The 12,097-nt window shown below is 70.9% G+C and carries 9 protein-coding genes; 2 read left to right on the top strand and 7 right to left on the bottom strand.

The features are described from left to right. Positions 1–2 precede the first annotated feature (2 nt). Both PGN37_RS17260 and PGN37_RS17255 read right to left on the bottom strand, forming a co-directional pair. The gene (locus PGN37_RS17260; RefSeq protein WP_335332220.1) at positions 3–320 is read right to left on the bottom strand and encodes a hypothetical protein; all 318 of its coding nucleotides are present in this window, start codon (positions 318–320) and stop codon (positions 3–5) included. 46 nt (positions 321–366) lie between these two features. Then, positions 367–1,212 carry a hypothetical protein gene (locus tag PGN37_RS17255; RefSeq protein ID WP_335332219.1) on the bottom strand — a complete coding sequence of 282 codons (846 nt, stop codon included), beginning with the start codon at positions 1,210–1,212 and terminating at the stop codon, positions 367–369. Position 1,213: 1 nt separating this feature from the next. Between PGN37_RS17255 and PGN37_RS17250 the strand changes: the two genes are divergently transcribed. After that, positions 1,214–3,133 carry a potassium transporter Kup gene (locus PGN37_RS17250; protein WP_335332218.1) on the top strand — a complete coding sequence of 640 codons (1,920 nt, stop codon included), beginning with the start codon at positions 1,214–1,216 and terminating at the stop codon, positions 3,131–3,133. Here the strand turns inward: PGN37_RS17250 and PGN37_RS17245 are convergent. The 5 genes from PGN37_RS17245 to PGN37_RS17225 all read right to left on the bottom strand — a co-directional run bounded on the left by PGN37_RS17245 (position 3,116) and on the right by PGN37_RS17225 (position 11,347). Then, positions 3,116–5,488 (bottom strand): glycoside hydrolase family 65 protein, encoded by a 2,373-nt coding sequence (locus PGN37_RS17245; protein ID WP_335332274.1) that lies wholly within the window; start codon positions 5,486–5,488, stop codon positions 3,116–3,118. The genes PGN37_RS17250 and PGN37_RS17245 overlap by 18 nt on opposite strands. Next, positions 5,488–6,192 carry a beta-phosphoglucomutase family hydrolase gene (locus PGN37_RS17240; RefSeq protein ID WP_335332217.1) on the bottom strand — a complete coding sequence of 235 codons (705 nt, stop codon included), beginning with the start codon at positions 6,190–6,192 and terminating at the stop codon, positions 5,488–5,490. Before PGN37_RS17240 ends, PGN37_RS17245 begins: the two co-directional genes overlap by 1 nt. Positions 6,193–6,238: 46 nt before the next feature. Then, a complete protein-coding gene (locus PGN37_RS17235) occupies positions 6,239–9,922 on the bottom strand; it encodes a hypothetical protein (protein ID WP_335332216.1) in 3,684 nt (1,227 codons plus the stop codon). A gap of 169 nt (positions 9,923–10,091) precedes the next feature. Further along, positions 10,092–10,952 carry a rhomboid family intramembrane serine protease gene (locus PGN37_RS17230; protein WP_335332215.1) on the bottom strand — a complete coding sequence of 287 codons (861 nt, stop codon included), beginning with the start codon at positions 10,950–10,952 and terminating at the stop codon, positions 10,092–10,094. Continuing rightward, positions 10,949–11,347, bottom strand: coding sequence for a VOC family protein (locus PGN37_RS17225; RefSeq protein ID WP_335332273.1), 399 nt, complete (start codon positions 11,345–11,347; stop codon positions 10,949–10,951). The genes PGN37_RS17230 and PGN37_RS17225 overlap by 4 nt, the downstream gene beginning before the upstream one ends. Positions 11,348–11,658: 311 nt before the next feature. Between PGN37_RS17225 and PGN37_RS17220 the strand changes: the two genes are divergently transcribed. Beyond that, the gene (locus PGN37_RS17220) at positions 11,659–12,063 is read left to right on the top strand and encodes a heme-binding protein (RefSeq protein ID WP_335332214.1); all 405 of its coding nucleotides are present in this window, start codon (positions 11,659–11,661) and stop codon (positions 12,061–12,063) included. Positions 12,064–12,097: the final 34 nt, after the last annotated feature.

Below are 12,097 nucleotides of genomic sequence, written 5' to 3'. Positions count from 1 at the left end.
TGCTAGCTGGCGCGCTCGCCTTTGACCATCCGCAGCCGGGGCCGCTCCTGCGGTTCCGGCGGTGTCGACGGCGGTGTCGACGGTTCCGGTCCGATCTTGTCGGTGACCGTGGCGGCCACCGAGTCGATGCGGTTGACCGCACGGTCGCACAGCCCGCGCACCCGATCCCCGGCGGTGTCGACGGCGGTGTCGACGTCGTCGGCGGCGCTGAGCAGGTAGGCCCGCATGGTCACCCGCCAGCGCTCACCGGCGAGCCGCATTCTGCGCCGGAGCCGATCGTCGACCTCGACGGTCACATACGGCAGCACTCGAAGCTTCATCTCCCGCGCCTCCCTGTGTGGATGCCTGTGCCCAGGGTAGCGGGAATCAGGGTGCCGATCGGAACGCCGTGACAGCCGCCGCAGCGTCCCGGCTGGCCTGCTTGCCGGCCTCGTAGGCGTCCTCGGCAGCGCTCAATGCTGCGTCGGCTGCGTGCAGCACCTCTTCGGCTGTGCACAGCGCCTCCTCGGCGGCGGCGAGCCGGCGCCGCGCATCCTCGGCACGCAATCGGGCCACGGCCAGATCGGACTGCAGATCCGGCAGGGCGGCATCGGCGGAGGTCTGCCGTGCCAGCGCCGCTTTCAGCTCGGGGGACGGACCTCGTCGGGGCGGCTCGGCCGGCGCGGCGGGCCGGGCCGGGGCGCGTGTCGCCGTCACCGGTGTGGCGACGCCGAAATCGCCGAAACCGGACCATTGCTCGGCCTTGGTCAGCCGGCCCAGTCGGGCGAGCACATCCGGATCCGCGACGGCGGCCTGCAGCGTCGATACCACGTCGTCGTGCAACGCGGCCGACGGATCGGTGATCCCGGCGGCGACGAACCCGGCCCGGCTCAGTTCCTCCACCAGGCGGCGCTGCTGTCCGGTCAGGGTGCGGATCGCCTCACCGTCCATCGCCGCGTGGGCGTTCCGCAGGCGTGCGCGTAGATCGCTGAGTTGCGTTCGCGCGGTGCCTTTGAGCGCCAGCAGGTTCACCACCCACGCCGCGACCGTCGGTTTGCGGCTGCCGCCGATCTGCGTCGCCGCAGCCGTGTCGCCGGACTTCTTGGCCGCGGCGGCCAACTGGGTGCGCCGCGCGGTGAAGTCCTCCGGGCGCGCCGCGTACAGCGCATCGAGTGCGTCGGACGCTTGATCGGCCGCCGCGTCGGGCGCTTGATCGGCCGCAGCATCATCCACAATGTCCACTATCACCGAGAACATTGGTCGTCATCCACTCCGCCCGGCCATTGTGGTCGGGGCGCTCGGGGTGGTGTTCGGCGACATCGGCACCAGCCCGATCTACACGCTGGCCACCGTCTTCGATCCCCACGATCCGCACCCGGTTCCGGTCACGCGGGCGCACGTCTACGGCGTGGTCTCACTGATCTTCTGGTCGGTGATGATGATCGTGACCTTCACCTACGTGACGCTGGTGATGCGCGCCGACAACCACGGCGAGGGCGGCATCATGGCACTGATCACCCTGGTCAAGAAGTTCTCCAAACCCTCGACGCGGCGGGTGTCGACGGTGCTGGCCGCGCTCGGTGTGTTCGGCGCGGCGCTGTTCTTCGGCGACAGCATGATCACGCCGGCGATCTCGGTGCTCTCGGCGGTCGAGGGCGTCAAGGTAATCGACCCCGGGTTCGCCGACTTCGTGGTGCCGGTGACGGCGGTCATCATCGTGATCCTGTTCTCCGTGCAGCGGCGCGGCACCGAGACGGTGGGCAAATTCTTCGGCCCGGTGATGATCCTGTGGTTCGCGGTGATCGGTGCGTGTGGCGTCCGCGGCATCGTCGACAACCCCGACATTCTCTGGGCGCTCTCCCCCACGCATGCCCTCGAGTTCCTGTCCGGACGCTTCCACATCGCGTTCTTCGCGCTCGCGGCGATCGTGCTCGCGGTCACCGGCGCCGAGGCGCTCTACGCCGACATGGGCCACTTCGGTCGCAAGGCCATCACGGTGGGCTGGCTGGGTTTGGTGTTGCCGGCCTGCACGCTCAACTACTTCGGGCAGGGCGCGCTGGTGCTGGCCGACGAAAGGAACGTCAGCGCACCGTTTTTCCTTCTCGTACCCGAGTGGGGTCGCATTCCGATCGTGCTGCTGGCCACCGCGGCGACGGTCATCGCGTCGCAGGCGGTGATCACCGGCGCGTTCTCGGTGGCGTCGCAGGCCGCGAAGCTGGGGTACCTGCCGCGGTTGCGCATCCACTACACGTCGGCGAAGGCGATGGGGCAGGTCTATGTGCCCTGGATCAACGGGATGCTGATGGTGGCGGTGCTGATCCTGGTGTTCGCCTTCCGCAGCTCGTCCGCGCTGGCCTACGCGTTCGGCATGGCGGTCACCGGCACGATCACGATCACCACGCTTCTGTTCCTCTACATCGCCCGCACCCGCGCAGGCGCCCCGCTGTGGCTAGTTATCGGTGGCGGCGCGGTGCTGTTGACCGTCGACCTGATGTTCTTCGCCGCCAACATGACCAAGCTGGTGCACGGTGCGTGGCTGCCGCTGCTGATCGCCGTCGTCGCGTTCGTGGTGATGACGACGTGGCAGCGGGGCCGGACGATCGTCACCGAGGAACGCCGCGAGGTCGAGGGTCCGATGCAGGAGTTCATCGACGGGCTGCGATCGATGGACCCGCCCTTGGTGCGGCTACCGGGCACGGCGGTGTTCCTCAACCGGGGCGACGACACGGCGCCGCTGTCGATGCGCACCAACGTCGAACACAACCACGTGCTGGCCGAGCACGTGGTGATCATGAGCCTCACCACCGAGCCGGTGCCCCGCATCCCGGACGCCGACCGGCTGAGCGTCGACGAGCTCGGCCCGGCCGACGACGGTATCGTGCACGTCGTCGCGCGGTTCGGTTACATGGAACACATCGACGTGCCGAGGGTGCTGAGCATGCTGGAACCCGAGCAGACCGAAGGCCCGCTCGACCTCGCGAACGCGACCTATTTCCTGTCCAAACTCGAACTGTGCGAAGGAGATCGGTCGTCGATGGCGAAGTGGCGCAAGCGCCTGTTCATCGCCACGTCTTACATCACGTCGGACGCGGCCGCCTACTTCGGGTTGCCGCTGGAACGGACCGTCGTCATCGGGTCACGTCTCGAGGTCTGATTTCTGCAGGTGCCGGCGCATCGGCTCGCGGCCGGGCGGCTGGGTCGGCGGCGGCAACAGCGGCGTGATCGGGCGAACCTGCACCGTGGTCGGCGAGTCGGTGTTGATCTCCAGCGGTTCACCGGCGTGCTGGATGGTCAGGCGATGGTGCGGGCCGTCGCGCAGGGTGTAGGTCACCGATGAGTGATCGGCCTCGACGGTCACTCGAAAGTTGCGCCAGCGCAATCGGAAACAGAGCCGCTTGATCCCCGAGGGCAGGTGCGGGTCGAGGCTCAGCTTGCCCTCGTCGTCCCGCAGTCCACCGAAGCCGCCGACGAGCGCGGTCCAGCTGCCCGCCAGCGACGCCAGGTGCAATCCGTCGCCGGTGTTGTGGTGCAGGTTGCGCAGATCGATCAGGGCGGCCTCGTAGGCGTAGTCGTGGGCGAGCTCCAGATGGCCGACCTCGGCGCACATCACCGCCTGCGTGCACGCCGACAGCGACGAGTCGCGGGTGGTCCGCTTCTCGTAGTAGTCGACGTTGCGGGCCTTCTGCTCGGGCGTGAACGCGTGGCTCTGCCACTGCATGGCCAGCACCAGGTCGGCCTGTTTGACCACCTGGGACGGATACAGCCGGACGTACGGCTCATGAAGCAGCAGAGGGTATTCCGTGTTCTCCCGGAAGTCCCACTCCCGCAGCGTGGTGAAGCCGTCGCACTGCGGATGCACGCGCAGGTCCTCGTCGTACGGAATGTGCACCGCGTCCGCGGCATCGCGCCACGCGGCCGTCTCCTCGTTGTCCACACCGAGTTCGGCCGCGGCGTCGGGATTGCGGTGGCACGCGTCCGCGGCGATGCGCAGGTTGTTGGCCGCCATCAGATTGGTGAACACGTTGTCGCGTACCACCGCGGTGTACTCGTCGGGGCCGGTGACGCCGTCGATGCGCCACAGGCCGTCACGATCGTGGTGCCCCAGCGATATCCACAGCCGCGCCGTCTCGACGAGAACCGCCAAGCCACAGTCTTTTTCGAGGGAATCATCCCCGGTGACCACACGGTAGCGGTCGAACGCCATCGCGATGTCGGCATTCACGTGGAATGCGGCGGTGCCCGCCGGCCAGTACGCCGAGCACTCCTCTCCGGCGATGGTGCGCCACGGGAAGCTCGCACCCTCGAGGTCGAGTTCCTTGGCGCGCTCGCGGGCCAGGTCCAGCGTCGACGACCGCCACCGCAACGCATCGGCGGCGGCGTGCGGTGCGGTGTAGGTGAGCACGGGCAGCACGTAACCCTCGGTGTCCCAGAAGGCGTGGCCGTCGTAGCCGGTACCGGTGAGGCCCTTCCCGGCGATCGCGCGGCGTTCGGCGCGGGCACTGGCCTGGATCACGTGGAAGAGGCCGAACCGCACCGCCTGCTGGCAGTCGGCATCGCCGTCGACCTCGACGTCGGCGCTGTCCCAGAAGTCGTCGAGAAACTCCCGCTGCGAGTCGAGCAGTCCGTCCCAGCCGGTGTAGCGGGCACCGGCGATGGCGGCGGCGACCTGATCGCGCAACGCGGGCCGGGACCGGATGCTCGACCAGCCGTAGGCGAGATACTTGACCAGGCGCAGCTTTTCGCCCGGCTCCAGTGCGCACACCACGGTGGTACGCGCCCAGTCACCGCCGGCGTCGCCGCTGATGTCCACGCGTCCGGGCGCGTCGACGACGTGATCCATGGCCGCAGCCATCATCAGCTTGCTGTTGCGGGTGCGGTGAATCAGGACCGCGCCGTTGTCGCTGACCTCGTGCTGGATCGCCTCGAGCGGGTTCTTCAGGACCGACGCCACGCGCGGGTCGTCGGATTGCTCAGGCTGGTCCTCGTTGGCCACCAGTTCTGACTGCAGGGTGACGCGCACGGGAGCGTCGACCGCCTCGACGACGTACTCGATGGCGGCCAGACCTCGCTGCGCCAGTGACACCAACCGCACCGAGGTCACCCGAACATGCTTGCCGGCAGGCGATTTCCACTCCGCGGTCCGCGTCAGGGTGCCTGCCCGCATGTCGAGCACCCGTTCGTGGGAGAGCAGCTCGCCGTAGCGGACATCGAACGGCTCGTCCTCGACGAGCAGGCGGATCAGCTTGCCGTTGGTCACGTCGACGATCGATTGGCCATCCTCCGGATAACCGAACCCGGCCTCGGCGTAGGGCAGGGGCCGTGTCTCGTAGAACCCGTTGAGATAGGTGCCGGGCAGCCCGAAGGGTTCTCCTTCATCGAGGTTGCCCCGTAAACCGATGTGCCCGTTGGACAGTGCGAAGATCGACTCCGTCTGCGGCAGCAGGTCGAACACCAGCTGCGTTTCCCGGATCTGCCACGGTTCGACCGGGAAGGCCTCATCGGTGATCATCATCGGTCGAGCAGCTCCTCGAGGTCGGTGACGACGATGGACGCGCCGTGCTCTCGCAGGGCGTCGGCCTGTCCGACGCGGTCGACGCCGACGACGGCTCCGAAATGTCCGGCCTTACCGGCGGCCACCCCCGACTGCGCGTCCTCGAACACCGCGGCCTCGCCCGGCGCCACGTCGAGAAGTTCCGCGGCCCGCAGGAAGCTGTCCGGTGCGGGCTTTCCGTGCAGGTGTTCCTCCTGCAGCGTCACGCCGTCGACGCGTACTTCGATGTACTGGGCCAGGCCGGTGATCTCCAGAACCTGCTTGGTGTTGGCGCTCGACGACACCACGGCGCGGCGGAGCCCGGCGTCGGCGACCGCCTGCAGGTAGCGGTGCGACCCGTCGAACACCTCGACCCCGTCTTTCTCCAGAGTGTGCTGGAAGGCCGTGTTCTTCTTGTCGCCGAGCTCGCGCACGGTGGCGTCGTCGACGTCGATGTGACGGCTTTCGAGAAAGGACCGCACCCCGTCCTCGCGCGGTTTGCCGTCGACGTAGTCGTCGTAGTCGGAGGCGATGTCGAACGGCGTGAAGTCGTCGCCGTCACGCTGCCGGAGGAACTCGTCGAACATCGCCTTCCACGCCCGCTTGTGCACACTGGCGGTGTCGGTGAGCACGCCGTCGAGGTCGAACAGGCACGCGCGGATGCCCTCCGGTAAACCGAACACCCACCCTTTCTACCCAGCGAGCTGACTTTTCACGCGGTCGCGGCGATCACCCGTCGGCACCGTCGCTGCCGTTGCTGCCGCCGCCGCTACCTGTCCCGCCGGTGCCGCCGGGGCCGCCCGGGGTTCCGGAGCCGCCGTGTCCGCCGTCGCCGCCGTTGCCGACGGCGTTGTCGGTGACCGCCGTGGAGCCGCCGTCACCGCCCGCCCCGCCGGGTGCACCCGTTCCGGTGCCGCCGGTTCCGCCGGTGCCGCCGGCCGCGATCGCCTGACCGTGCCCGGTGGCTGCGCCGCCGTCTCCACCGTCGCCGCCTGCTCCCGCGGTGGTGCCACCGTTGCCGCCGGCTCCGCCGTTGCCTGCCGTGGGCTTGGCGTGGATGCCGGACTCAGCGGTGCCACCACGAGCACCGTTGCCGCCGTTGCCATTTCGTCCTGCATCGCCACCGGCACCGCCTGTTCCGCCCAGCGCGATGCTGATGCCACCGGCGCCGTTCCCGCCCTGTCCGCCGTCACCTCCGTCGCCGGTCAGCTGGCCGCCGTCACCGCCGCGGCCGCCGGAGCCGCCGATCGCGGGATCCAAACCGGCCTTGCCGAGGCCGCCCGTCCCGCCGTCACCGCCGGCGCCGTTCACGCCGCCACTCCCGCCGTCGCCACCTGCGCCGCCGGTGGCGGCACCCCGACTGGGGGCCGCGAAGCCACCGTCACCACCTGCGCCACCGTTGCCGTCTCCGCGTGCGTCACCGCCGTCCCCACCGGCACCGCCGACCATGTCGCCGTCCTCGTCGGTGGAGTCGCTGCCGGAGCTGCCCCCGTCCCCGCCGTGGCCACCGTCGCCGCTGACCGAGCCGCCGAGACCACCGTTGCCGCCGTCACCGCTGGTGCCGCCCTTGACGCCGTTGCCGTCACCACCTGCACCGCCGCTGCCTCCGTTGCCGACGGACAGCGCATCCCCGCCGTCACCGCCGTGTCCTGCGACGGAATCCCCGAAGATGCCGCCGTTGGAACTCCCGCCGGCCCCGCCGTCACCGGCGTCACCGAACATGCCCGCCCCGCCGCCGGCACCGCCGTCGCCGCCGTGGCCCAGACCACCGTTGGTCGCTCCGAAGCCGCCCGCGCCGCCGTCGCCGCCGTCACCGATCTGCAGCCCGCCGGTACCGCCCGCGCCGCCCGCCCCACCGGTGCCGTCACCGTTGCGCGCGACGCCCCGGCCGCCGGTACCGCCCGCGCCACCGTTGCCGATGGTCGCGGAGGCACCGCCCATCCCGCCGGCGCCACCGTGGGCGTCGGCGTTGTCGGTTGCGTTCGCCTCGCCGCCGTCGCCGCCGGCACCGGCATCGCCGCTGGTGGCGTTTCCGCCCGCACCGCCCGCCCCCGCGTTGCCTGTCGCCGAACCGCGGCTGGTGGCTGCCCCGCCGTCGCCACCCGCACCGCCGGCACCGGCTGTGGTCCCGCCGTCGCCACCGGCGCCGCCGGCGCCCGCGGTCACGATCGCGTTGAAGCCGGAGTCCGCGGCTCCGCCCGCACCGCCGTCACCACCGGCACCGTTCGCCCCGGCATCACCTCCGGTTCCGCCCGCACCGGCGGTCGCTGTGCTCGCGCCACCCATGCCGTCGCCGCCCGCACCACCGTCCCCGCCGTCGCCGGACTCGGTGCCGCCCGCGCCGCCGTTGCCACCGGCCCCGCCGATCACCGGGTCGAGCCCTGATTTCCCGAGCCCACCGCGTCCGCCGGCTCCACCGGTACCGCGCACGCCGGCATCGCCACCGTCACCACCGGCACCGCCGGTAGCGGCGCCCCGACTGGGGGTCGCGAAGCCACCGTCACCACCGGCGCCACCATTGCCGTCGCCGCGTGCGTCGCCCCCGTCTCCGCCGGCGCCGCCCGTCATGTCGCCGTCCTCGTCGGTGGAGTCGCGGCCGGAGTTGCCGCCGTCACCACCCGCCCCGCCGTCACCGCTGACCAGGCCGCCGAGCCCGCCGGCGCCGCCCGCTCCGCTCGTGCCGCCACGAACCCCGTTTCCGTTCCCGCCTCGACCCCCGTCGCCACCCCGGCCGACGCCGCCGGCGTCTCCGCCGCGGCCGCCGTCGCCAGCGACGACGATGTCGGACAGCCCGCCCTCCCCGTTGCCGCCCTCACCGCCGGAGCCGCCATCGCCTCGAGTGGAACCCCCGGAACCACCGGCGCCACCGCTACCGGCTTGCCCCGTGATCGCGATGCCGCCCGAACCTCCGGCACCACCGCCGCCAATCGCCCCACCGTTACCGCCGTCGCCGCCGTCACCGGCCGGATCGTCGCGTGTAGCAAGGGAACTCGAGTTCCAACCGTTTCCGCCGGCACCGCCGTACCCCGCGAGCCCGACAACGGGTGCGCCGGCAGAACCGCCGCTCCCCGAGGTGCCGCCGCTTCCTCCCGTTCCGCGTGCCCCGCCGAGGCCGGCGGCGCCGATCAGGCCGGGATCGCCGCCGTCCCCTCCGCGCCCGCCGTCGGGCGTGTCGATGTCGCCGTCGGCGCCGCGGCCTCCGTCGCCGGGTGTTCCCGCGGCCGCGCCGTCACCGCCGTCGCCGCCGTCACCGTTGGCGCCGGCCTGGCCGAAGAGCGCACCGCGTCCCGCCGCGCCCCCGACGCCACCCGCTCCGCCGGCACCGCCGTTCCCGCCGTCACCTCCCGCACCCCCGTCGTCGCCGGCGGCCGTGGCCGTCACGCCGGCAGCACCATCACCGCCGGCCGCCCCGTCACCGCCGGACCCGCCGCGGCCACCGGCACCGCCGTCACCGAACAACGTGATCAGCCCGACCCTGCCGCCGGCGCCTCCCGCACCTCCAGCGCCACCCGCTCCCCCGGCGTCGCCCGAGTCCCCGGGATCGACGCCGTCTGCTGCCACAGCGCCCAGCGCGCCTGCACCGCCGGCACCCCCGTCGCCGCCGCTCCCCGCGAGGGAGAAGAACCCGGTGTTCCCGCCTGCACCTCCAGCGCCTCCCACGCCGTCGCGGACGCCCGTAACCCCGGCTGCTCCGGCGCCACCACTGCCGCCGTGCCCGGCGAGGGCGCCACCCCGGCCGCCGCGGCCCCCGGCACCGTCGTTGACGGCGGCCACCCCGGCGCCACCCTCGCCGCCGTCCCCGACCAGACCGGCGCGACCCCCGTCGCCGCCGTTGAAGCCGTCGCCGCCGTCGCCTGCCAGCAGCCCGCCCCTACCGCCATCGCATGTCGTCGCGCACGAGGCCGCGTCGAAGTCGAACCCGTTGCCCAGCAGCAGCCCGGCGTTGGGATGTTCTGCGGTGCCGTTGCCGACGAGCACAGCGCCGGGCCCGAACAGGGCTCGACGCTCCCTCGCCGCTCCCAGCTCGACCAGCGTCGCCGGCTCGGGGGCCGACTTCCGAGGCCCCGTCGTGTTCCTGGTCAGCCGTTCGTCCGGCGCCTCGGAGAGCCGCGCCTGGCGACGGGACTCACGCCGTGCGGCGACGCTGGAATTCCGCTCTGCACGAACGGCTTTCGGTCCCCGGTCCGTCCCCGAGTCCGCGCGGGTGACACCCGGGGTCGAGTCTGATGTGCTGTCGGCAGAGGCCACGGGTTGGGTCGCCGCGATCGCGGCACCGACGCCGAGCGCAAACGCCAGCGCACCGACCCGTCCCACGTATCGCGCGAACGTCGTCGACGGGACCGGCACGGCGGCGTGGCGTCCGGTGACGCCACGGGGCATGCGGTGACGCGCGGGCAGAGGTGATGAGGTCATGGACTCGTCCTCGTGGTGTGCAGACCATAGCGGGCAGCGAACGCCGCACGGGCGCTCACCGGGTGGGCTCGACCATCCCCTTCTGGTCCCACCGTCGCACTAACTACATCAGGAGAGCCGATGTGCTCGCCTCATCCAAATGGATGAGGTTTGAGTTGAAAACCGCAGGCTAGAGCCCGAACATCGCGCGAAGGTCCGCGGTCCGCCACACCACGATGGCGACGATCAGCACGAGGATCGCCGCACTGGCGCCGAGCTGGACCGCGGTGCGCTGGGCCCGCGGCGCGTACGCGTAGGCGGCAGCCACCGCGGCGCCCGTGATCAGCCCGCCGATGTGGCCCTGCCAGCTGATGTTCTGCGAGCTGATCAGCGGGAAGATGAACGTGAACGCCAGGTTCAGGACGATCACCCCGATGACGCCGCGAACGTCCATGTTGAGCCTCTTGCCCACCACGAACGTCGCGCCGAACAGTCCGAACACCGCCCCCGAGGCGCCCGCGGTCAGCGCATTCAGCGTCAGCAGGTAGGCCAGCGCCGAGCCGCCCAGCGCGCTGAGCAGGTACAGCGAGGCGAACCGCAGTCTGCCCAGCGCCGCCTCCAGCGGAGGACCCACGAAGTACAGGGCGAGCATGTTGAAGGCGATGTGGGCGAAGCCGAAGTGCAGGAACGCCGACGTCAGCAGCCGGTACCACTGACCGTCTGCGACCGCGACCGGCCACAGCGCCAGCGCGCGCTCCAAGCCGGGCAGCGCCATTTGCAGCGCGAACATCGCGACGTTGAGCCCGATCAGCGCGTAGGTGATCACCGGCGTCGTCGACTGGCGCGCGACCGCGCCGAACGGGGTGGTGGCCTGGCGGACCGACCGGGCGCCTGCGCCGACACACTCCGCACACTGATGACCGACCGCCGCGCTGTGCATGCACTCCCCGCAGATGAAGCGGTTACATCGGGTGCAGCGGACGTAGGTCGGCCGGTCGGGGTGCCGGTAGCAGGCCGCGGGCGGCGGGGGTGGGTACCCGGGCTGGCTCACAGGGTGCCGAACAGTTCGATGTGGTTGCCGTCCGGGTCGGCGACGAACATGAAGCCCATGCCGGGCACCGGCGCGAACTCGGTCGGTCCCTCGACGATCTCGTACGGCGATGCCTCGAAGGCCGCCGCGACGTCACGCAGCCCGGTCACGCCGATCGTGAAATACCGCAGGCCGGCTTGGGTGCGGCCGCCGCCGGGCACCGCGGGAGCGGGAGGGGCGTCGTAGGTGACGAGCTTCAGCACGCAGGTGCCGAGCGTGTAGCGACGCTGCGACCCTCCACCCCCGGCACCTGAGAAAGCGATCTCCCCCTGGGGCTCGAGTTCGAGGAACCCTTCGTAGAACGCGGTCATCGCGTCGAGGTTCGTGGTGACGAGCCCCACCTCGATGCCGGGCATCAGCAGATCCAGCTTCACGGGAACCAAATTAGCCAACCAAATTAGCCTTATCTACATAACGATTCGGACACAACGCACATCACGATCATTTAAGGAAGCGTCGCCGATCGTGAGAAATCTCAACGGTGACCCAACGTCAGAGGGGGTTTCGCGGTCGTTTTGAGGCCGAACTCACGCCTCGATCCTGTAACACCGCGCCGCGCTTCGCGAGCGCGTCATCCGGTCTGGCGGGAGCCCTTCGGAACGCGGTTACCGTGGATTTCGGGCGGGGAAAGATTCACCAACGAGATCTGACAAGGACCACAATCACCATGAATTCCAGTGCTATCAGCGTGCGCAAGAACGTGGCTCGCGTCGGGGCGGCGTGTGTCTTCGGCGGACTTGCTGTCGCAGGTGTTGCCGCGCCTGTCGCATCGGCTCAGCCCGGCGACGGCTGCAGCGCCAGCCAGGTCGCGGGCACGGTCGGTTCGGCGACCACGGCGGCCCGCCAGTACCTCGACAGCCATCCCGGTGCCAACCAGGTCGTGACGGCCGCGATGCGGCAGCCGCGCCCCGAGGCCGAGGCCAACGTGCGGGCCTACTTCACCGCGAACCCGGCTGAGTACTACGAGCTGCGGGGCATCTTGGCACCGATCGGCGACACCCAGCGCACCTGCAACGTCACCGTGCTGCCCGCCGACCTCCAGTCGGCGTACGACACGTTCATGGCCGGCTGACAACGGACAGAACACTGAGGCTGCGGCGGTGGGT

The sequence above is a fragment of the Mycobacterium kyogaense genome, assembly GCF_036946525.1.
Lineage (GTDB): Bacteria > Actinomycetota > Actinomycetes > Mycobacteriales > Mycobacteriaceae > Mycobacterium > Mycobacterium kyogaense_A.
This window is presented reverse-complemented; position numbering and strand designations above follow the sequence as displayed.

What these genes read in the sequence shown, in the direction of transcription:
- PGN37_RS17260 (WP_335332220.1), bottom strand. Translation starts at nt 320, where the DNA reads ATGAAGCTTCGAGTGCTGCCGTATGTGACCGTCGAGGTCGACGATCGG.
- PGN37_RS17250 (WP_335332218.1), top strand. Translation starts at nt 1,214, where the DNA reads ATGTCCACTATCACCGAGAACATTGGTCGTCATCCACTCCGCCCGGCC.
- PGN37_RS17245 (WP_335332274.1), bottom strand. Translation starts at nt 5,488, where the DNA reads ATGATCACCGATGAGGCCTTCCCGGTCGAACCGTGGCAGATCCGGGAA.
- PGN37_RS17235 (WP_335332216.1), bottom strand. Translation starts at nt 9,922, where the DNA reads ATGACCTCATCACCTCTGCCCGCGCGTCACCGCATGCCCCGTGGCGTC.
- PGN37_RS17225 (WP_335332273.1), bottom strand. Translation starts at nt 11,347, where the DNA reads ATGCCCGGCATCGAGGTGGGGCTCGTCACCACGAACCTCGACGCGATG.
- PGN37_RS17220 (WP_335332214.1), top strand. Translation starts at nt 11,659, where the DNA reads ATGAATTCCAGTGCTATCAGCGTGCGCAAGAACGTGGCTCGCGTCGGG.